The sequence below is a fragment of the Pedobacter superstes genome (assembly GCF_037622515.1).
Taxonomy (GTDB): Bacteria; Bacteroidota; Bacteroidia; order Sphingobacteriales; family Sphingobacteriaceae; genus Paradesertivirga; species Paradesertivirga superstes.
In genome coordinates, this window is record NZ_JBBJCN010000007.1 from 86542 (window position 1) to 108512 (window position 21971).

The window sequence follows — 21971 nt, forward strand, 5'->3', positions numbered from 1 at the left end:
AAAAAGTAAAAAATTAAAAGGCAAAAGTAAAAATTAAAACAGAATGATTTGAGGTTAATCCTCCTGATTTTAAACATGGCAAAATTCTACAATCAGTTAAGCTTAGCGGCCAATACACAAGCCTTTCTGAACTTTTTTGATTTTCCATCAAGGTTAAACACGTCAAAATAAACAATGTAGACACCTATTTCTGCTCTTTGCTCATTATCCGTCATTCCATCCCAAGTTAAGGTTCCTTCTGCTGCAAGAGTTATGTTTTTTGCCAGGCGCCTTATTAGTATTCCATTATCATCATAAACACTCACGTTTGCAACCAGTCCGGCATCCTTAAACTTATAATTGATTTGCAAAGCATCTTCAAAACCATCATTATCGGGCGATAGGGTTTTGGAGCCTAACACTATTTCCTCCGATGCCTGCAACAATATACCCACTGATTGAGAATTTTTATAACCAGGAGTTGCATAACCTGCAGAAGCAGCCGCCGACCGAAAATTGCCTGGATCATTACTGGGTCTGTTGAATGCAGATCTTTCAAGAGACACACCTTTGGGATCTTTAATTAAACGGAAATGCATTTTTTCATTATAGTCGAGTTGGTCGATACGGCTTTCGCCGGATAAGATTACAACAGATCCCTCGGCATTATTAAATGCCGGCATCGAGGCCACTTTTAAAAAAGCATGTGGGTTTTCTGTATGGTATTCGGCTTTAATGTTATCAGGATCGGTTGTAAGGACCAAATAGGCACCCGGTTCTAAAGTTTTAGAATTATCAGTCAGCTTTTTTCTGTTTATGATACTGTCCGGAGCTTTAATTGTAGAAACAGAAATATCTTTCAGGTCAAATAAATGATTGGAGTTGTTATAAATTTCAATAAAATCTGCTCCGCCGGTACGTGGATTAAAGAGGATTTCACTGATTAATATGTCTCCTTTTTGGACCTTATCGGGATAGAAAAACTCAGCAAAGTTATTGGAGGATGAGACGAGTGTGCCTGAGCAATCGGCTATGTTAGAGCCCGTAACTTTGTATGTACTCCCTCGATGAATCGGACCAGATAATTGCAAACTTACTTCATTAAATGCATCTGAGTTTATTTTAACTGCGGATGGTTTTCCTGCTCCATTATTAATAGTATAATTGTCAGGGTTTGATGCTATTAAGCTATCCGGTGCACGGTTGAATTTTAGCGAGATGTTTAGGCTATCTATCAGACTTGCCTGTATGATTGTAAGCGGCTGATTGCTATTCAGCTTATGTACTGAATTCTGCATTCCCGGGGTTCCTCCGTCAGGGTTATTACTTGCCATCCAGTTTTGTGACGCGGTACAAATTGATTGATTTTCTATTCGCTCCAGTGACCAGCCGCCGGATTTCTTAAAGCTATCCCTATACCAGCTGTCTTTGTATAGAATCGAATCTACAGAACGGCCCTTAAAGCTTCTAAGTGTAATTTGATCTGACGCGTTATTTAAAGGAGGCCATGGGGAAAGACCTAAAGTTTTACCATATGAATTGTAAAGTAAAGTATCTACAAGCGGACAAAGAATTAAATATTGTTGAGGCAAAATTGAAGCGTTTTTTAAAATGGTTTTTGTGGTCGGGTCGTTCAATGTCCACCCATCCAGATAAATTGTATCCTTGCCAGGGTTGTATATCTCTATGAATTCCACCAGAGGTAGTTTTACTTCGGGAGAAGGATCGGCAAAAATTTCTGTAATAACCAAATTCGCGGTATCCAGCCTTACTGGTGGTAGTTTAGGCGCGGTGAAATTTAAGGTGTTCGTAATAATAGTATTCCCGGCGCAGTCCTTTAATTGTGAAAGTTTTAGTTTGTAATCGGTGTTTTCAATAAATTTTTCAGTAAAAACTAATCGAACGTCTTTTGGCTTTTCAGAAAAGGTTATCGACTTAATATTCCCCGAACCCGGCTCTAAGCTAAATGCATTTATAGCTGTAGAAACATCAGCGTATTTATTGAAAAATAGTTGAATACTTGTATCAGATATCTGTTTAATACTATCGGTTTTGAATGTAATTAAATCGTTGTTGTTTACAGAAACCGAATTTTTTCTGCCAGGGGTTCCTCCGGAAGGATCAATAGATGAAGTCCAGTTGAATGCTCCCTTACAAACTGAATTTACATCAATCCGTTCAATCGACCAGCCCCCTTGTTTTTTGTGAGCTGAGCTATGAAATGAATCATGGTAGCTAATGGAATCTACCATGCGTCCTTTAAAGCTTTTCATGAAGACCTGACCAGATGCATTGCTTAATCCTGGCCATTGAGAAATACCTTTCGTTTGACCAAAAGATTGATATTGTGAGGTGTCCGCAGCAGGGCAAAGAACCAGATAATTGTTCGGAGAAATCGAAATTTTCCTTATGGTGGTTTTCCCGGACGATGTATGTAATGTCCAGCTATCCAGATCAATTGTATCTTTTCCGGGATTAAAGATCTCAACAAATTCTGCAAGAGGTAATTTTACTTCAGGAGAAGGATCAGCAAAGATCTCGGTAATAAAAAGCCTGGCGGTATCTGTTCTAATCGGCGAAAGGGTAGGTGTGATAAAACTTAAAGTGTTGTTAGGAGTGATTTCATTCCCGGCACAATCTTTTAATTGTGAGATATTTAAGTGATATGAAGTGTTAGCCGATAAAGAATCGATCAATTCCAATGTGGCAACTCGAGCCTTTGTATCAAAGTGTACTGCTTTTATATTGGCAGCCGGATTCAATGTGAAGGCGTTTAAAGAAGTTGAGATATCAGCGTGTTTATTAAAATAAACATGAACACTTGTATCAGAGGCTTGCTTAATACTGTCCGCCTTAAACGCAATCTGATCATAGTTATTTAAACCAGCAGCATTCGCCTTTCCAGGGCTGCCACCAAAAATATCAATAGAAGAAGTCCAGTTAAATAAGCCCTGACAAACTGAAGAAAAATCAATTCTTTCAAGTGACCATCCCCCTTGTTTTTTGGTGGTTGCGCTGTGAAAGGTATCTCCATAAGCGATCGAATCAACCAAGCGTCCTTTAAAGCTTTTGATGAAAATCTGGCCAGATGAATTATTTAATACGGGCCAGGGAGAAAGTCCTGATGTTTTGCCAAAAGTCTTATATTGAGTGGTGTCAGAGGCAGGACAGAGGATAAGATATTCTTTTGGAAAAATAGAGATCTTCTTTAAAACAGCTTTCGAAGATGAGGTATTCAATGTCCATCCATCAAGATCAATGGTATCCTTTCCGGGATTATAAATTTCCACAAATTCTACCAATGGTAATTGTACTTCAGGAGAAGGGTCAGCTAAGATTTCGGTGATGTAAAGCTTTGCCGTATCTAATCTTACAGGCGGTAGCTTTTGAGTTGTAAAACTTAAGGTGTTTTGTATAATAGTTTTCCCTGTACAGTCTTTTAAATCAGAAATAGATAATTGGTATGAAGTATTGTGCAGAAATGAATTGCTAAAAAGTAGTGCTGCCTCTTTTGCTTTTAAGTCAAACGATGCCGATTTTAATGTGCCAGAGGCTGGATTTATAGAGAAAGAATTATTCGCCGTTGAAGGATCTGCTGATTTATTGAAATAAACTGTAAGCGTTGAATCTGATGTTTGCTTCATGCTGTCAGCATTAAAAGCGACCCGATCATAATTCGGAATGTTTACTGAATTTTGCCTTCCGGGAGTTCCGCCGCTTGTATCAACAGAAGAAGTCCAGTTAAATATACCGCCGCAAACTGAGTTAAAATCAACTCTTTCTAATGACCATCCGCCTTGTTTTTTGTTTGTCTGGTGCCAGGTGTCAGAATACGAAATTGAGTCGGTTAACCTACCTTTAAAGCTTTTTAGAGTGATTTGGTCTGATGTATTATTTAACGAAGGCCAGGGTGTTAATCCAATAGTTTTTCCATACTGTTTGTATTGAAGGGTATCTGCCGAAGGACAGAGAATTATATATTCTTTGGGGAATATTAACCTCTTACTTACTAAAGCCTTGGTTGTGGGGTCGTTAAGGGTCCATCCATCCAGGTCAATAGTATCCTTGCCGGGATTAAAGATCTCAACAAATTCTGCGAGCGGTAATCTGATTTCGGGTGATGGATCGGCAAAGATTTCTGTGATGCAGATCCTGCCGGTGTCGAGTCGTACAGGAGGGAGTTTGGGTGTCGTAAATTGAAACGTATTTAGTCCAATTGAATTTCCTGCGCAATCTTTAAGCTGGGAAACACTTAACTGATAGGAAGTATCGGGAGAGAATTTAGAGCTGTAAGTTAATTTTGCTTGTTTGGCGCTGCTATCAAAAACTAAAGCTTTTAGATTTCCTGAAACCGGAGATAGATTGAATGAATTATTTGAGGCGGAAATATCTGCAGGCTTATTGAAGTAAACGTTTAGAGTGCTGTCGGATAGATATTGAATACTATCAGCCTTAAAAGCTAACTGATCGTAATTGGGGATGAATACAGAATTTTGTTTTCCCGGTGTTCCTCCTGCGGAATCTGTAGCGGCCGTCCAGTTGAACAATCCCGGACAAGCCGATTTATAATTTATCCTCTCCAACGACCATCCTCCTTGCTTTTTTATAGCCGTTGGATACCAGGTATCAGAATAAGCAACAGAATCAATTGTCTTATTTTCCGGGCTTACCAGTTTTATAATATCTGAGGCGTTATTTAGCGTTGGCCAGGGTGATAGTCCTAAGGTTTTTCCATAATGCTTAAATTCGCTGGTGTCCGCTTTAGCGCAAAGAATAAGATATTCGCCTGATTTTATACTGTCTGCTGGCAGAATTGCAGTTGACGCAGGATCTGAATATTTCCAGTTTTTGAGTGAAATAGTTTGATTCGCGGTATTTAAAAGTTCGATGAATTCTACTGATGGCAAATCAATCTGGGGTGATGGGTCTGAAAAAATTTCATTGATAATGATATCTCCTTTTACTGCACGGAATGGTTTGATAAAAGAAAACGTAGCGGTTTTATCAGAAGATATTAAATTACCCGCTTTATCTTTAATGTTCGAAACAGTTAGAAGGAAAGATGCTGTAATTAGTCCCTTGGAAAGTTCCAGACTGTATTTGGAAGCATCTGCTGTAGTTTTAACTGATATAGGATTTCCGTAATTATTGTTTATAGAGTAGTTCGATAAAGATTTTGCCGAAACACTATCAACAGGTTCATCGAATAGTATTTCTAAACTTGTAGAATCAACTACGGTCGCAGATAGTAATTTAGGCGGACTTGTATCAAAATTTAAGGCGTTTATTTTAAAGTCATCAAAAAAGTGCTTCTGGAAAAAGCTTGATGTGAATTGCTGGATAAAAATTCCAAAATAGCCCGATGTTGTAACACTTGCATCCTGAAACGTGCCTTCTGTTATATATGAGGTTCCCAATCCGGTAATATCCCGTTCAAGGGTAAATACATTTGAAGCAGTCCGGGTTACTCTTATTTTAACTTTATTGTTTGACGTGTTCAGGATTCCATCAATTCCGTCAATTAACTTGGTGCTTGATGCAGTCGTTCCGGATCGTTTAAATAAGCAAACTTCATCATTTGTATTTCCGAGACGTACAAAGTAGCCGTTAATACTGGCTGATTGCAGATTTGCCTGATCGGACGTCAAATAAACATCCACATAGTTTGCACCCGAAGGATTGAACTGGAGGTTTACCCAGAACTCCCACTGACAACTCGTGGCTAAATTATTAACTGTACTCAAATACAGATTACTGCTTGCTGTTGTTGAGTTTGACCGCAGCTGATCAGTAACGACAATAAAGTCATTTCCGGAATTACTTCCGGTCCAAACCGGGGAACTTGTAAGATTCCCGTCATTAAACGACTCATTTAATTGCGAAAAGGCAAATTTCCCACATAAAATGAGTGGAAAAAGTAGATATTTTTTCATCTTTGGCAGATAATTAATAATTGAAAGTAATAAATAATTTACAAAACAAATGAAAGTCGCAGTTGTAGGCGCTACCGGCCTTGTAGGTTCGGTGATGTTAAAAGTTTTAGCAGAGCGCAATTTTCCGGTTACTGAATTGATTCCCGTAGCATCAGCAAAAAGTGCTGGTAAAGAAGTGGAATTCAAGGGCAAGAAGTATAAGGTTGTAACCGTGGAAGATGCAATTAAGATGAAGCCTGAAGTTGCTTTGTTTTCTGCAGGCGGCAGTACTTCATTAGAGCAGGCGCCTCTATTTGCGGCAGCCGGCATTACGGTGATCGATAACTCTTCTGCATGGAGAATGGATCCTACTAAAAAACTGGTGGTTCCGGAGGTAAATGCGCATGTATTAACTGCTGAAGACAAAATTATAGCGAATCCAAATTGTTCGACTATTCAAATGGTAGTGGTATTACAACCGCTTCATGCAAAATATAAAATTAAGAGGGTAGTAGTTTCAACTTATCAGTCGGTTACCGGAACAGGTGTAAAGGCGGTTGAACAGCTAATGAATGAGCGCAATGGCATAGAAGGGCCAATGGCTTATCCTTATCCTATTGATTTAAACGTCATCCCTCAGATCGATGTTTTCCAGGATAACGGATACACTAAGGAAGAGATGAAAATGATCCTTGAAACTAAAAAAATCATGGGCGATGATTCAATTCGTGTAACAGCAACTACCGTTCGTATTCCGGTAATGGGTGGACACTCGGAATCTGTGAATATAGAGTTTGAGAATGATTTTGACTTAGCGGAAGTTCGGAGCTTGCTGGAGCAGCAGGAAGGTGTGATCGTTGTTGATGATCCTGCAAACCTAAAATATCCGATGCCTAAAGATGCTCATGAAAAAGATGAAGTATTGGTTGGACGTATTCGTCGTGATGAATCACTCGATAACACTCTAAACTTGTGGGTGGTTGCGGATAACCTTCGTAAAGGCGCTGCAACAAATGCTGTTCAGATCGCAGAGTATCTATTAAAAAAAGGTATCCTGAAAGGGTAACTGATTATTCATATTTTTACAAGGCGGCAAATTGATAATTTAGCCGCCTTTTTTTGTTGTAAAACGAGTGTTTTTTGTATTTGAAAATCATATGAAGCAGTTTATTTTTCCAATCCTGTTCATTCTGTCACAAGCAGCATGCGCTCAAACCCGCATGCCTGATATTGAAAACGCATATCTGAAATTTGAAAAAGACCCGCAGTTGAAATATGGTTTAAGCTCTTTAACTGTACTTAATTCCCTGACTGGGGAGGTAGTATTTTCAAGAAATGGAAATGTAGGTTTAGCGCCTGCATCAACGCTTAAAACGGTAACTTCTATTTCGGCGCTTCAGATTTTAGGCACAAACTTTAAATGGGAGACGACCTTGGGTTATAGTGGGACCATTACAAATGGGACCCTCAACGGGGATATTATTATTACAGGTGGGGGCGATCCAACACTTGGAAGCGACCGGTTTCCCCAATCGAAGGCAGACCTATTACTAAGCAACTGGACTGCTGCCATAAAAAGGGCGGGAATTAAAAAAATTAATGGTCGAATAATTGGCGATGATAAGTTATTTGGTACTCAAATAACTCCATTGGGATGGATATGGCAGGATATAGGGAATTATTATGGTGCCGGGGCTACATCTCTGTCCTGGAGGGAAAATGAAATGGGCGTTAAGTTTCGTGCTGGAAATAGCCCGGGTGATAAAACGGAATTAATGACCGACGCTAACACTTCTTTAGGGATCCAGCTCGTAAATGAAGTTAAAACAGGTGCAGCCGGAAGCGGCGATAAAGTGTACGCTTATTCTGCTCCTTATACAGATATTGTATATTTAAGAGGCACTTACGGCATCGATTTGAAGAAAACAATCATGATTTCGATGCCTGATCCGGCCCTTACCATCAGTAATGAGTTACGTAAGGATCTCCTTAATAATGGAATGTCAATTGCTGGAATAGCCACAACCACACGCCGGCTTGATTTGACTAAAGAGAACTATTCAAAGGCATTAACTTTTATCGACCGGTATAATTCACCTTCTCTTACTCAGGTTATCTATTGGCTGAATCAAAAGAGCATTAACCTTTATGCCGAAAATATATTAAAAACAATCTCTATGAAGCGGGGTAAAATCATAAATACTGAAAATGGCATTTTAGAGATTCAGAAATATTGGGTTGATAAATTAGCTGTCGATGCCAATGCCCTTGCTCTTCTTGACGGAAGCGGCTTGTCGCCCGAAAACAGGATTACCAGTTTGGCAATGACCTCTATCCTTCAATCTGCAGTAAGAGAACCCTGGTTTAATTCGTTCAAAGAAAGCCTGCCACTTAATAATGAAATGAGCATGAAAAGCGGGAGTATTCGAAACGTTTTAGCCTATGCGGGCTATCATAAAAGCTCTTCAGGTATTCCACTGACCTTCACTTTCATTACAAATAATTATAATGGAAGCACATCAGGAATTAAGCAAAAAATTTTTAAGGTTTTGAATGAGTTAAAATAGATTGAGTTATAAAATTTATCGGCTGCTTTATCAGAGATATCTAAAACAAATTATTTCCATAATCCGATTTATTAATAACTTTAAATAGCCGAAACTCCTAATGAAAAAACCTTTAATTATCCTTTCATTACTCCTGTATTTTATTGCTTCGCAAGCTCAGGACACAGGTATAAAAAATAACAGGATATTTAAATTTCCTCCGGGCATAACTTCAAACGACTATATTCCTGGTCGTATCATTCTGAAATTTAAAGCAGGTGTCGAATCTTCATCCAAATCTCTTTCAAGTATTCCGAAATTAAAATCAGCTGTTGTGATTTCCATGGATAAGAAGTTCCCTGAGACTTATCCTGAAAATAAAACCTATTCAAGAGGGCAAAAAGACCCTGGCCTCAATCGGATTTTTGAACTTGTTATTTCCACTTCTGCTGATATAGAGAAAGTAATTACTGAGCTATTGACTGACCCCAATATTGACTATGCAGAACCTGTTTATATAAATCATATTAATTATATCGCGAACGATCCCCGCTATCTTTCCGGGGAGCAGCAGTTTTTAAATATTGTAAGGGCGCCGTTGGCCTGGGACTTAATTCGCGATGCCTCTGGTATTATTATCGGGATTGTAGATAGTGGTTCCGAACTAGCTCACCAGGATTTGGCAGCTAACATTTACTACAATATAGCAGATCCGGTTAATGGATTTGATGATGATGGCGACGGCTTTACAGATAATTATGCGGGCTGGGATTTTGTTGGAGCTACAGCAAATAATATAAAGGCCGATAATAACCCTAATGTTGTAGCGGCTAATAATGATCACGGGGTGCACGTAAGTGGTCTTGCCTCTGCTGTGACCGACAATGGTGTTGGGGTAGCCAGTATAGCGATGAATGCTAAATTGCTGATCGTTAAAGCCGGACCTGATGATAGCGGGGCCGATATTTACAAAGGCTACGAGGGTGTTAAATACGCTGCGGATAAAGGTGCCAGAATCATAAACTGCTCCTGGGGAAGTAAATCTGCAAGTAGTTTTGGTCGTGATGTTGTGGATTATGCCCTGAATAAAGGCTGTCTTATTGTTGCAGCTGCGGGTAATACAGGAGCTAATCAACCAGAATACCCTGCGGCCTATCAGGGTGTTTTTGCTGTTGCTAACACAGATAATACAGATCGAAAGTCTCCATCTTCCAACTATGGGGATTATGTGACCCTGAGTGCTCCGGGAAGTTCATTACTTAGCACTACATTTAACAACGGCTATGGTGTAAGTACTGGTACTTCCATGTCGGCTCCAGTTGTGGCCAGTGCCGCTGCTTTGGTGAAAGCCTATTTCCCCCTATTAAGCATGCCGCAAGTGGGTGAATTATTAAGGGTTACGGCAGATAATATTGACTCCAGAAATCCGTCTTACATCGGGCTTCTGGGTAAAGGGAGGTTAAATGTTTTTAATGCATTAACGCAAACCTCACCATCCGTCAGGCTTCAAAAAATAACAGAAGAAGAACATCATTCTTCAAACGTTCAATTATCGGATACTCTTTATCTTTACCTGGATTTAAAGAATTTTTTGTTCCCGGCAGCAAACCTTAAAATTAGTTTAAGTACGGCAAATTCCGCAGTTACTGTTCTAATTCCTGAAATTACTATTCCATCTCTGAGTACCTTAGAGTCAAGGTCGCTTGTTGGTCCTTTTAAAGTCGCTGTTTCGCCCGGCACTTCTACTAATACCGCCGTTTCATTTAGATTGGATTATGCAGCTAATAATAATGCTTACCAGGATTTTGAAAAGTTTTCTGTGATCGTAGCTAAAGATTACATCGACATACACACCAATTCTGTTACCACCACACTTTCCAGTACGGGTAGGATAGGGTTCAGTGCTCCATTGGCAGAAGCGGGAGCAGGGTTTCTCTATAAAGGCAATCAACTGTTGTATGAAGCATCCTTAATGATTGGTAATTCTTCTGGCAGGGTCTCTAATAATGCCAGGGGTGTTAATGATCAGAGTGATGAACATTTTATAAAAGTGGTACGTGCCCATGAACTGGTTAATAATTCCGATTCCATCAAAGCCGAAGCACAGTTTGATGATACCGGAAATCCTGATCGATTATTTATATCTGTAAAGCAGCAAGTTATTGGTTATAAGTCTGCTCCTCACGACAAGTATATTATTTCCGAATATGAAATTACAAACACTACCAACTTTTTATTGAAAAATGTTCATGTAGGGCTATTTACCGACTTTGATATATTTGGAGGGGTAGCCAATGTCACCCAATTTGACCCATCCTCTCGCCTGGGATATGTATATGATAAGCAACAAGTAGGGCCATATGCTGCAATAAAGCTTTTAAATCAAAATGCTCCTTTCATTTACTATCCTTTGTCTTATAATATTGTTAATAATCCGCTTAGTGATAATGATTTAACTATTGCAGAAAAGTGGGAGACATTGTCGAACGGAGTAAAAGAATTAAGTATGGGAACAACTACATCGGGGATTGATGTTTCTTTTGTTTCAGGCAACGGGCCATATGATATTCCGGCCAATAGTTCTATAAAAGTAGCATTTGCCGTAATTGGCGGGGATAATTTGCAGGATATTAAAGCTTCCGGAAATTCCGCTCAGGAAAAATATAATCTTTTAAGTGCCCGTCCTCCACAGGAACCAATCACAAAAGTCCAGCTAAATATTTATCCAAATCCTGTTCTGACATCGGAAAGCGGGTTGAGCATCCTGCGTTTTGCTTTGCCTGAGAGTGGGATAGTTACTCTCGAACTTTGTAACGTTATGGGGCAGACAGTTAGAACACTTGTATCAAATCAACCTTATGGAAATGGAGTTCATTACCTTAACTATGACTTTGCAGGAGGTAATTTTGCTGATATTGGTAGTGGCATTTACTTTTACCGGTTGATTTATAATAATCAACTTACGACCAGTAAAATCAGTATTCTAAGATAGTTCTTCAGAAGTATTAAAGCATAACCTGCAGCGGGGTTCATAGCTTTCTTTTTCACCCACAAGAATTTGTCTGATGTCAGCGATTTTGCGATAGGAGTACGTTGCAGGGCAGCCGCACATCGCGCATATTGCATGCACCTTGGTAACTTCTTCGGCAATAGCCATAAGGGCGGGCATTGGTCCGAAGGGCTTGCCTTTAAAATCCATATCCAGTCCTGCTACTATCACCCGAATTCCTTTAGACGCAAGTTTTGTACAAACATCGGGAAGTTCCTCATCTAAAAATTGAGCTTCGTCTATTCCAACTACCTGAGAACGGGAACCAAGTAGCAAAATTGACGAGGCATTTTCAACAGGGGTTGAATGAATGGAATTCAAATCGTGAGAAACTACAGCTGTCTCATCATACCGGATATCGATCTTAGGTTTAAAAATTTCGATTTTAAGTTTAGCAATTTGGGCACGGCGTAAGCGGCGAATCAGTTCTTCAGTTTTACCCGAAAACATTGATCCGCAAATTACCTCAATACTGCCTCGCGGTCCGGTAACGGACCTGAAATGTAATTCACTAAATAACATGTAAAAGCCCTTTGCTGCGGGCTAATATCAGAATTTAATACTATTTTTGGCAGCCTAGTTACTAACATATACACGCTGTAAAAGTTACCCTAAAATGAGAGCAAATAATATATTCAGGAAAGTAGGAGGTATATTATCCGAGATTAATGAGCAGTATCGATATTTATCAGAATCTTCTGATAATCTGAATGAGCTGGAGCTGGAGTTGCTTTCGGCTAATGCTGATTTTCTTGCAGAACATATTAAGGTGCTTAAAAAATTAAACTCTTCTCAGGATAATTCTGCTAAGCAAGAGCCTGCTAGTTCACAAGAAAAATTAGCTGTTGAACCACAATTTCAGAAATACGAAAAAGAACCTGAGAATATACCGGTTGCAGGTGAGGTGATTAAGGATGATGTTTATCCATCCAACGAACTAGATGAAGATAAAACCCCACTTGAAAATGAGGCTGTACCTGAGGCTGAATTAACTTCGGCTGCAATACCCGTTTATCCGCAGGGAATAGAAGAGTATAATACTTTAGTGGAAGAAGACCAGTCAGAAATTGTGGAAGAGCAAGCTGATAGGAATGTAGCTGAAATTAACGAAGCTGAGTCATCTTACCTTGAAACCCCGGTTCCTGTGATAAATGAAGAATCTTCTTCCCCGACGCAAGAATCATCCCCTGTAATTAACGAAGTGATTATTGAGGAAAAAATAGTTAATGTAGAAGTTCCGTCTATTGCCGAGATGCAGGAAAAGGTTCCAACGTTAAATGAGATGATGTCTGCACAGAGACCTCAGAATAATTCTATCGGATTGATAAATAAGCAAGCTGTTACAGACCTGAAGGCGATCATTAATCTGAATGATAAATTGCTGTTTATTAAAGATTTGTTTAATGGATATAGTCTTGCTTATAGTGAAGCTATAGAAATTATTAATCGCTTTGATTCTTTTGAGGCCGCTGACAATTTTCTTAAGACAAATTATGCGGGTAAAAATAACTGGGCATCCAGGCAAGGCACAGCCGATAAACTTTACGAATTATTAAACAGGCGATTTTCAGCAAATAGTTAATGCTATAAATCGCTTTATTAAAATATCAGAAAGGTGGAATTTAAGATTGTTTGAATGTTCAATAATTTAAATCACCCCCATCCGGTTTGAATCCAGTCTTAAAAGAATAAATAACAGGATTGTAAAGCTGATTAAAGAAGATCCGCCATAACTAATAAAAGGCAGAGGTATTCCGATTACCGGAACTAGTCCTATGGTCATTCCGATATTGATAAAGAAATGGAAGAAAAGTATGGAGGCCACGCCGTATCCGTAAACTCTGGTAAATGAAGATCGCTGCCTTTCTGCAAGGTTAATAATTCGGATCAAAAGGGTGACATATAAGCTAATTACCGCAAGGCTTCCAATAAAGCCCCATTCTTCTCCTACCGTACAGAAAATAAAGTCTGTGCTTTGTTCTGGCACAAAATCATATTTAGTTTGAGTCCCCTGTAAGTACCCTTTACCCCATAATCCACCAGAACCTATTGCTATTTTGGATTGATTTAAATTATAACCTTGTCCGCGCGGATCGTCAATTTTACCAAGGATAACATCGATCCTGTTACGCTGATGCGATTGCAGGATGTTTTTATATGCGAAGTCTACAGTAAAAATAAAGATTACAGACATAATTAAACCGATACCTATTGTGGTAATAAAGGACCGGTTTTTTTTATTTGAATAAATCAATAATCCAGCTATTGCGATCAAAGCTCCTATTACAATAATTTTACTAAACAGGAGTGTGAGGACAAATAGGGCTATAAATAAGGCGCCGACAACCAGAGTGTGTCCTGGCAAGCCCTCACGATATAATACAAAAACTAAAGAGGTAAACGTCAGGGCAGAACCTGTATCGGGCTGAAGCATAATTAATGCCATGGGAATAACAATGATTAGCCCGGTAACGAATAATGTCTGAAAATCAGTCAGTTTCAGATTAGTTGAATTGAAATATTTTGCAAGCAGCAGGCAGGTAGCAAATTTGGCAAATTCAGAAGGTTGAAGCCTGAAACTACCAATGGGAATCCATGCCTGGTTGCCTCCTACATTTCGTCCAACAAATAGAACCACAACAAGAAGTATGAGTGTAACTCCATAAAAAATAGGAGAGAAGGCATTAATGAATTTATTATCCAGTAATAGAATTACCACCCCTAGAATTAATGCAACAATTATAAAAAGTAATTGCTTTCCGTAGTTGGTTTCGAGATCAAAAATGCTGGGATGCAGTGGATCGTATACCGCCGCATGTATATTAAACCAGCCGATAATGCAAAGCGCCAGGTAGATAGAGATTATTACCCAGTCAATATTAAAAAAAAGGCTGCGCTGATTAATCATTTTTTAAAATAGCATTTGTGTTCGCCTCAATTGGCTTCGGTTTAGGTTTATTTGAGGTACTATCAGGCTTTTTTACAGGCGCGGTTCTGGCTTTTACCTTTGCTCCAGGTAATAAATTACCTTCCAGTATCCGGTCAAGATAGTATTTCGGTCGTGATATACTGTCGGTGATATACTTTTCAATCATTAAACTGGCTATCGGTGCAGCCCAGGTTGAACCATGTCCGCCGTTTTCTACAATAACAGCTATGGCAATTTTAGGGTTATTTCTTGGTGCAAACGCGAAAAATACCGAATGATCATCACCATGAGGATTTTCCACCGTTCCTGTTTTTCCGCATATTTCAATTCCGGGTATGGCGGAATAGGTAGCGGTTCCGCCGTCCTGGTTAACCACCATACTCATACCGCGAATTACTGTTTCAAAGTATTTCGCATCTACGCCTACACTATTCTTCTTAGTATACTCAGTTTTGATAACATTTTTTTCTCCGATGGCTTTTACCAGATGTGGTTTGAAGTAAAATCCGCGGTTAGCGACTGTCGCAACGACATTTGCCATTTGCAGGGGCGTGATGCCAAGCTCGCCTTGCCCTATAGAAAGTGAGATGTTAAATCCGGAACGCCATTTATCGCTTCCCCATCGTTTCGTATAAAGTTCATCCGTTGGTAGATGCCCGTTTCTTTCAGCTGGCAGATCAATATCTAATTTTGTTCCTATTCCAAATTTCGCAACTCCTTCGCGCCAGCGTTTAAATCCATTAACAGGCCGCATGCCCGAGCGATCTACAATTGTTGCATACACATTTCCATAATATGTATTGCAGGAAACCTGAATCGAACGGGCCAGATCTACTGTTCCGTGAACATGGGTACATTTCATAGGACGGCGTGCACCATACCAGTATCCTCCAGTGCAATTTACACTCGTCTCAGGCTTTATTAAACCAAACTGCTGTCCCAGAAGGGCATTAATTACTTTAAATGTAGAACCCGGAGGATATTCGGCCTGAATTGGCCGGATAAACATTGGTTTATTAGGGTCCTTGTCCAGAATTTCGTAATTCTTTCCCCTCTGCCTGCCAACCATTAAATTCGGGTTGTAGGTGGGGCTGCTTACAAATGCAAGAATTTCTCCCGTAGAGGGTTCTATGGCAACAATACTTCCGATTTTGTTATTCATCAGTTGTTCCCCGAATTTTTGCAGTGCTTTGTCGAGTGAACTGATTAACTGATCCCCCGAAACGGCTGTGGTATCATAGCGTCCGTCGGCAAAATGACCTTTTGGGCGGTTAAATGCATCAACCATCAAATTCTGAACTCCCCTTTGGCCTCTCAGAAGGTCCTCGTAAGATTTCTCAACTCCGGTACGCCCGATATAGTCACCTCTGCGGTAAAATCCACCAGATCGCTCGATATCTCTTTCATTTACTTCTCCTATATATCCCAAAAACTGAGCTGCGATACTATCTGGATATTTTCTGACAGATCTGTTCTGAACATAGAATCCCGGAAATTCGGATAGCTTTTCCTGAAAAGTGGCAAACGTTATGGCCGACAGTTGCTTCTCGAAAATTGAAGACGTATAACGGGAATACCTGATTGCTTTTTTGAATCGTTTATCAAAACCTTCCTTATCAATGCCAATCAAACGGCAGAATTCAAGGGTGTCGAATGGCTTCACTTCCCGGGGAATAACCATTAAGTCGTATACGGGTTCATTTTGTGCTAATATTTTCCCTGTACGGTCTAATATTACCCCCCTTGCAGGATACACAATGACTTTACGTAAAACGTTATTATTCGCCGAAAGAAAATAACTTTTATCTATAACCTGGATGTAAAATAGCCTTAGTAGCAATATTAGAGCAATCGCTATAAATATCCCTTGAATAACATACCGGCGGGGGAAGAAACTATTCATTTTGTGTTAACGTTCTTTCTTGCGGTAGAAGATGAACTCAGCTACTAAAATCAGAAATACAGTAAAAAGAGAACTCAAAATTATCCTAAATAGTGTGTACTGAAAGTCATTTAAGCTGAAGTCTTCAATTAAAAACAAAGTTGTATGATGTACGAGAGTTAATATACTTGCATAAAAAACAAACCATCTGAATCCCATTATTCCCAGCTTTGGTTCGGGCTCTATTTCGAAGCTTAAGCGTTGAACTGTGATACTTATAAATATTATTCTCACTAGGGCTAAAACAGTACAGGCTGCAGCATTTACACCTAGTGTATCATAAAAGCTATCTATGGTTAATCCAATTAAAAACGCCAGCAAAAATACCAGCCAGTTGGGTGTTTCAAAGGGCAGGAGAAGAATAAACAGGATGTATAGAAAGGGTACTGAAAGGTTATAATACCCAATGTTTTTAAGTAAGAATACCTGTATAAAAACCAGTAATGCAAAACGTATCAGGTTGCTGGTAAATATTCTAATCATTTTACTGCCTGGTTTTGAGTTTCTAAAGCTTGTCGCTCAACGGCTAACTTGCTTTTAATGATATAGACATATGCAAGCGTGGAAAAATCAGTACTTAGTTTCACTTTCACTTCAGATGAAATTTCCCCCGTTTTCTTTCTGGTAACTGCCACTCTTCCAATGGCGATTTCTGCCGGAAATACAGAAGAATAACCCGAAGTAACAATATGAAATCCCTTCTTTACCTCTACATGGTTCGGGATGTCTTTCAGCGTAGCTATTTGCGGGTCATAATTTTCTTGCCCCCAAACCAAAGAGCCAAAAGCCTGATTCTCTGAAATCCGCGCACTAATTCTTGTGTCCTGATGTAATAAAGATCTTATTGTAGCATAATGGTCAGATACGTTTTCTACGATTCCCACAATGCCTGAAGAGCAGATAACCCCCATCCCTTTTTCAATTCCATGACGTTTACCTTTATCAATAGTGATGGTGTTGTTTTTCTGATGGATTGAATTGTTTACCACTTTACCCACTATATAAGTGTATTGTTGGAAACGGGTTGTGTCATTAACTGAAATTTGCTGTATGCTATCGTTGTAAAACGAGCTTTTCAATGATGCCCTTAAGCGTGCATTTTCGGCTGCAAGACTATCATTAACCTGTGCTAATCGCAGATATTCCTGAAGTGAATTCACTCTTTGATATGATTGACCAATAAGCTGATTGGAAGAATTTAAAACACTGGCCCGCTGAAATGAATTATTTCTAACCACGAGCACAAGGGAGGTGATAAAAAAGATAACGAAAAAAAAGAATGCGTTGTACTTGCTGATAAATATCAATAGGTTACGCATAGGTCATTGTTTGAATGAGTGAATGAGAGAATAATAAAGCATTCGCTCCTTTATTCATTCCATCATTCACTCATTGAATTATTGCATTAAAAACTTGAAATTGTTTATATTCTTAAGTGAAATTCCTGTACCGCGAACAACTGCCCGTAAAGGATCCTCAGCAACGTGAACGGGTAATTTGGTTTTAGCAGCTACACGCTTGTCAAGGCCTCTTAATAATGCCCCTCCTCCGGTTAAATAGATACCAGTCTGGTATATATCTGCGGAAAGTTCGGGAGGAGTTATTTCCAGTGCTTTCAGAATGGCCTCTTCTATTTTTGAAATGGATTTATCAAGGCAATGAGCAATTTCTGTATAGGATACAGTAATTTGTTTTGGAACACCAGTCATTAAATCACGACCCTGAACCGCGAAATCTGCGGGAGGATCACTTAATTCAGGTAAAGCAGCGCCAACTTCAATCTTGATTTTTTCAGCGGTACGTTCTCCAATCATTATATTATGCTGGCGACGGATGTATTGCACAATGTCGCTGTCGAAATTGTCGCCTGCAACACGGATAGATTGGTCGCATACGATTCCTGATAAAGCAATAACTGCAATCTCTGTAGTACCACCACCAATATCAATAATCATATTACCCATTGGTTCTTCGACATCAATACCAATACCTACGGCTGCGGCCATCGGTTCGTGAATAAGGTATACTTCTTTCGCGCCGGCAATCTCTGCTGAATCTCTTACGGCACGTTTTTCCACTTCAGTAATGCCGGACGGGATACAAATTACCATTCTTAGAGATGGGAAGAACCAGCCTTTTCCATTGTTAATCATCTTTATCATTCCCCGAATCATGTGCTCAGCAGCATTGAAATCTGCGATCACACCGTCTTTTAATGGACGGACCGTACGAATGTTATCATGAGTTTTACCCTCCATCTGCATGGCCTGACGGCCGATAGCGATAACTTTATTAGTTGTTCGGTCAAACGCCACGATTGAGGGTTCGTCAACGACAACTTTGTCATTGTGTATAATAAGGGTATTTGCAGTGCCAAGATCAATTGCAATTTCCTGTGTAAACCAGTTAAATAAACCCATTAAAGAATAATGTTATAAGATTAAAATTAAGCTAAGTTAACGTCTTTTTTTTTAAAGCATCGTTAAAAACTACAATGGAATTACGTCAAAACTTGCTAAATGTTGCAAAAATTGAAAATAAATTATCTGAAATTAATGTTTAAAATGCCTAACCCCTGTTACAACCATTCCGAGGCCTTTTGCATTTGCCATATCTATAGAAAGCTGATCTTTAATTGAGCCCCCAGGCTGAACAATAACAGCAATACCGGCGTCGGCGGCAATTTCAACACAATCAGGGAAGGGGAAAAATGCATCTGAGGCCATTGCAGATCCTTTAACATCAAATCCGAAAGATTTGGCTTTTTCCAGAGCCTGACGCAAAGCATCAACCCGTGAAGTTTGCCCAACTCCGCTTGACAGTAACTGTCCGTCTTTAGCAAGAACAATTGTATTAGATTTGGTGTGCTTTACAAGCTTTATAGCAAAATGCAGATCCTTTAACTCCTGTTCAGTAGGTTTTCTGTCGGTAACAGACTTCATTTGCTCTGTTCCTTCAATAGACATATCTTTATCTTGCTCTATTACTCCGTTTAGTAATGTTTTAAATAATTTAGCAGGAAGCTTAACTTCTTTTCTTAATAAAAGGATACGATTTTTCTTTTCTGTAAGAACTTTCAGGGCGGCATCGCTAAATGCTGGCGCGATCAATACTTCAAAAAATAATTTGTTGATTTCTAATGCCGTGTTCTCATCAACTTCGCCATTGCAAATGATAACACCCCCGAATGCGGAAACCGGATCGCAGGCTAAAGCCACCTTCCATGCCTCGGCAAGTGTACTTCTGGATGCCACGCCGCATGCGTTTGTATGCTTTAAAATAGCAAAGGTAGGCTCATCAAATTCATCAATTAAAGCAACCGCCGCATCCACGTCTACCAGGTTGTTGTATGATAATTCTTTACCATTCAGCTTCGTAAACATTTCGTCTAAATTACCATAAAAAAAGCCTTTTTGATGAGGGTTTTCTCCATAGCGAAGCGCTGTGGCATGCTGCTCACTTTGTTTGAATACGTTTAGTCCATTATCCTGATTGAAATAATTGAAAATTGCGGTATCGTAATGAGAAGAGGTGTTGAACGCTTTTTTTGCGAAATCGCGACGGTGAGAAAGCAGAGTGCTTCCGTCGTTCTCGGTAAGTATGTTATTAAGATTGCTGTAATCGTCTTTTGATGCTAAAATAACGACATCATTAAAGTTTTTAGCGGCTGCTCGAATTAAGGAAATTCCGCCAATGTCGATTTTCTCTATAATCTCCTCTTCGCCTAAACCAGCTTTTACCGTTTCTTCGAAAGGATAAAGATCTACAATGACTAAATCAATTTCCGGAATTTCGTATTGTTCAGACTGATCCTTATCTTCCTGCAGATCTCTTCTTGATAAAATCCCACCAAAAACTTTAGGATGCAAGGTTTTCACTCTGCCCCCTAAAATAGAAGGATATCCTGTTAAATCTTCTACTCTTACAACATCAATGCCCAGATCTTTTATAAACTTCTCCGTTCCTCCTGTAGAATAAAGAGTTACTCCAAAATCATTCAGTTGCCTGATTAAGGGTTCTAAATTGTCTTTATAATAAACAGAAATTAAAGCGTTTTTTATTTTAACGGGATGACTCATTTCGGGGTTTTATTTGAAGGCGCAAAGATAGGTTTTTTGAGTTAATTTTTTTCAGTATTTTAAATTGAGATTATATAGGGTATCGCCTGATAATAAAATACTTTTAAGTTTATTTTGTTGAAAACAGCGGCATATGTGTCTGGGTATTTTTATTAAGAAGACACCCAGGGGGCTTCCTGCGACATTAACATTCTACCGTACTAATCATGTAATACCTTGAAGCTGATTTCTGGAAGAGTTTATGCTAATATTTTTTGATTTATTGCAAAACCCTTCTAAGTTTCGGAAGTTAAATATAAGTAAGTTTACTTCTTAAGTGCTTGAAAGTCAATTAAAAACAATATTTTGTGTGAAATTTTGAGGCTAGAAAAAATCGAAATCTTAAACGAATAACATGATGAACCCAAAAAAGAAAATTGCTGTCTTGATACTCATAGGTGTCTTCAGTGTAGTTTATCAGATTCAGGCACAAATTACACATGGAAATGATCATATTATGGTTTTACCTGATAGTATTAAGTGGATGGATGGTCCTGCATCTTTACCCCCCGGATCTAAAGTTGCGGTGATTGAAGGAGATCCGGGTAAAGCAGGATTATTTACTATGCGGGCCAAAGTTCCGGCCAATTATAAAATAATGCCTCACTGGCATCCCGCCGATGAACATATTACAGTTATTCAAGGGGCCTGCTATATGGGCTTAGGTGCTGATTTTGCTGAAAATCCTGCAACTAAACTTGCAGCTGGAGCATTTGCAGTAATGAAGAAAGGCACTCATCATTATTTTTTCACCAGGGAAGAGTGCATTATCCAATTACACGGAGTAGGCCCCTGGGGAATCACTTATATTAATCCTGCTGATGACCCAAGGAATAGGAAAGTGAATTAAGATATTTTTTAAGCCGACTTCATTTTCTTAAGTAATTGTTCAATGACCTTGGGATAATGCAGGTGCTCTAACTGATGACCTTTAAATTTTATCATTTCCAAATCATCTCCCTTCTCAATTTTAAAACGGGATTGATGAATTATTTCTCCTTCGTCAAAGCATTCGTTTACAAAATGAATGGTTATGCCGGATTCTTCTTCACGATTATCCAATATGCTTTGGTGTACTTTGTCGCCATACATGCCTTTACCTCCGTATTTAGGTAATAAGGCAGGGTGGATATTTATAATTTTATTCGGAAAAGTTTTAAGCAGGCTTTCCGGAACAAGCCATAAAAACCCCGCCAGCACAACAAGGTCTACCTGTAAGCTTTTGAGCAGGTCGACTACTGTTTCAGTTTGATAAAACTCCTGTCTGTTAAAGATATGTGTGGGTATTTCGAAATTATCAGCCCTCTGCAGTACAAACGCATCAGGATTGTTGGTAAGCACAATAGCCACTTCGGCATCATTATGTTTTTTGAAATGCTCCATGATTTTTTGTGCGTTTGAGCCTGAACCGGAAGCGAAAATTGCTATACGTTTTTTTAGATACATAGTGTGACCTGAAAAATTAATATACCATTTAAATCAAAACAAATGATACT

The 21971-nt window shown here is 39.1% G+C and carries 14 protein-coding genes; 5 read left to right on the forward strand and 9 right to left on the reverse strand.

What is annotated here, in order from left to right:
• Window positions 1–92 precede the first annotated feature (92 nt).
• Entirely contained in the window at window positions 93–5912 is a 5820-nt protein-coding gene (locus WG906_RS16845; protein WP_339994011.1) for a lamin tail domain-containing protein, read from the reverse strand.
• 49 nt (window positions 5913–5961) lie between these two features.
• Here WG906_RS16845 and WG906_RS16850 point away from each other — a divergent pair, with 49 nt between their 5' ends.
• The 3 genes from WG906_RS16850 to WG906_RS16860 all read left to right on the forward strand — a co-directional run bounded on the left by WG906_RS16850 (window position 5962) and on the right by WG906_RS16860 (window position 11429).
• A complete protein-coding gene (locus WG906_RS16850; protein ID WP_339994012.1) occupies window positions 5962–6957 on the forward strand; it encodes an aspartate-semialdehyde dehydrogenase in 996 nt (331 codons plus the stop codon).
• A 91-nt stretch (window positions 6958–7048) separates the two neighbouring features.
• On the forward strand, window positions 7049–8458 hold the full coding sequence (gene dacB, locus WG906_RS16855; RefSeq protein WP_339994013.1) for a D-alanyl-D-alanine carboxypeptidase/D-alanyl-D-alanine endopeptidase: 1410 nt from the start codon (window positions 7049–7051) through the stop codon (window positions 8456–8458).
• Between the two features lie 100 nt (window positions 8459–8558).
• On the forward strand, window positions 8559–11429 hold the full coding sequence (locus WG906_RS16860) for a S8 family peptidase (RefSeq protein ID WP_339994014.1): 2871 nt from the start codon (window positions 8559–8561) through the stop codon (window positions 11427–11429).
• On the opposite strand, the gene WG906_RS16865 is transcribed toward WG906_RS16860, so the two are convergent.
• Entirely contained in the window at window positions 11421–12008 is a 588-nt protein-coding gene (locus WG906_RS16865) for a thymidine kinase (RefSeq protein WP_339994015.1), read from the reverse strand. The two genes, WG906_RS16860 and WG906_RS16865, sit on opposite strands and share 9 nt — an antisense overlap.
• 94 nt (window positions 12009–12102) lie before the next feature.
• Here WG906_RS16865 and WG906_RS16870 point away from each other — a divergent pair, with 94 nt between their 5' ends.
• Window positions 12103–13068 carry a DUF8457 domain-containing protein gene (locus tag WG906_RS16870; protein WP_339994016.1) on the forward strand — a complete coding sequence of 322 codons (966 nt, stop codon included), beginning with the start codon at window positions 12103–12105 and terminating at the stop codon, window positions 13066–13068.
• Window positions 13069–13134: 66 nt separating this feature from the next.
• Here WG906_RS16870 and rodA read toward each other — a convergent pair whose 3' ends face one another.
• The 6 genes from rodA to purH form a co-directional block, all read right to left on the reverse strand.
• Window positions 13135–14394 carry a rod shape-determining protein RodA gene (gene rodA / locus WG906_RS16875; protein ID WP_339994017.1) on the reverse strand — a complete coding sequence of 420 codons (1260 nt, stop codon included), beginning with the start codon at window positions 14392–14394 and terminating at the stop codon, window positions 13135–13137.
• On the reverse strand, window positions 14387–16318 hold the full coding sequence (gene mrdA, locus WG906_RS16880) for a penicillin-binding protein 2 (protein ID WP_339994018.1): 1932 nt from the start codon (window positions 16316–16318) through the stop codon (window positions 14387–14389). Before mrdA ends, rodA begins: the two co-directional genes overlap by 8 nt.
• Window positions 16319–16324: 6 nt before the next feature.
• A complete protein-coding gene (locus tag WG906_RS16885) occupies window positions 16325–16840 on the reverse strand; it encodes a rod shape-determining protein MreD (protein ID WP_339994019.1) in 516 nt (171 codons plus the stop codon).
• Window positions 16837–17676 carry a rod shape-determining protein MreC gene (gene mreC, locus WG906_RS16890; protein ID WP_339994020.1) on the reverse strand — a complete coding sequence of 280 codons (840 nt, stop codon included), beginning with the start codon at window positions 17674–17676 and terminating at the stop codon, window positions 16837–16839. The genes WG906_RS16885 and mreC overlap by 4 nt, the downstream gene beginning before the upstream one ends.
• A gap of 78 nt (window positions 17677–17754) precedes the next feature.
• A complete protein-coding gene (locus WG906_RS16895; RefSeq protein WP_255903421.1) occupies window positions 17755–18777 on the reverse strand; it encodes a rod shape-determining protein in 1023 nt (340 codons plus the stop codon).
• 132 nt (window positions 18778–18909) lie between these two features.
• Complete coding sequence (purH, locus tag WG906_RS16900; RefSeq protein WP_339994021.1) at window positions 18910–20436, reverse strand: bifunctional phosphoribosylaminoimidazolecarboxamide formyltransferase/IMP cyclohydrolase; 1527 nt, start codon at window positions 20434–20436, stop codon at window positions 18910–18912.
• A gap of 394 nt (window positions 20437–20830) precedes the next feature.
• On the opposite strand from purH, the gene WG906_RS16905 reads away from it, so the two are divergent.
• Window positions 20831–21325, forward strand: coding sequence for a cupin domain-containing protein (locus WG906_RS16905; RefSeq protein WP_339994022.1), 495 nt, complete (start codon window positions 20831–20833; stop codon window positions 21323–21325).
• Window positions 21326–21333: 8 nt separating this feature from the next.
• Here the strand turns inward: WG906_RS16905 and purN are convergent, their stop codons facing one another.
• Window positions 21334–21921 (reverse strand): phosphoribosylglycinamide formyltransferase, encoded by a 588-nt coding sequence (purN, locus tag WG906_RS16910; protein WP_339994023.1) that lies wholly within the window; start codon window positions 21919–21921, stop codon window positions 21334–21336.
• Window positions 21922–21971: the final 50 nt, after the last annotated feature.

What these genes read in the sequence shown, in the direction of transcription:
- WG906_RS16850 (WP_339994012.1), top strand. Translation starts at nt 5,962, where the DNA reads ATGAAAGTCGCAGTTGTAGGCGCTACCGGCCTTGTAGGTTCGGTGATG.
- WG906_RS16860 (WP_339994014.1), top strand. Translation starts at nt 8,559, where the DNA reads ATGAAAAAACCTTTAATTATCCTTTCATTACTCCTGTATTTTATTGCT.
- WG906_RS16885 (WP_339994019.1), bottom strand. Translation starts at nt 16,840, where the DNA reads ATGATTAGAATATTTACCAGCAACCTGATACGTTTTGCATTACTGGTT.
- WG906_RS16865 (WP_339994015.1), bottom strand. Translation starts at nt 12,008, where the DNA reads ATGTTATTTAGTGAATTACATTTCAGGTCCGTTACCGGACCGCGAGGC.
- mrdA (WP_339994018.1), bottom strand. Translation starts at nt 16,318, where the DNA reads ATGAATAGTTTCTTCCCCCGCCGGTATGTTATTCAAGGGATATTTATA.
- WG906_RS16895 (WP_255903421.1), bottom strand. Translation starts at nt 18,777, where the DNA reads ATGGGTTTATTTAACTGGTTTACACAGGAAATTGCAATTGATCTTGGC.
- WG906_RS16905 (WP_339994022.1), top strand. Translation starts at nt 20,831, where the DNA reads ATGATGAACCCAAAAAAGAAAATTGCTGTCTTGATACTCATAGGTGTC.
- rodA (WP_339994017.1), bottom strand. Translation starts at nt 14,394, where the DNA reads ATGATTAATCAGCGCAGCCTTTTTTTTAATATTGACTGGGTAATAATC.
- WG906_RS16870 (WP_339994016.1), top strand. Translation starts at nt 12,103, where the DNA reads ATGAGAGCAAATAATATATTCAGGAAAGTAGGAGGTATATTATCCGAG.
- purN (WP_339994023.1), bottom strand. Translation starts at nt 21,921, where the DNA reads ATGTATCTAAAAAAACGTATAGCAATTTTCGCTTCCGGTTCAGGCTCA.
- purH (WP_339994021.1), bottom strand. Translation starts at nt 20,436, where the DNA reads ATGAGTCATCCCGTTAAAATAAAAAACGCTTTAATTTCTGTTTATTAT.
- dacB (WP_339994013.1), top strand. Translation starts at nt 7,049, where the DNA reads ATGAAGCAGTTTATTTTTCCAATCCTGTTCATTCTGTCACAAGCAGCA.
- mreC (WP_339994020.1), bottom strand. Translation starts at nt 17,676, where the DNA reads ATGCGTAACCTATTGATATTTATCAGCAAGTACAACGCATTCTTTTTT.
- WG906_RS16845 (WP_339994011.1), bottom strand. Translation starts at nt 5,912, where the DNA reads ATGAAAAAATATCTACTTTTTCCACTCATTTTATGTGGGAAATTTGCC.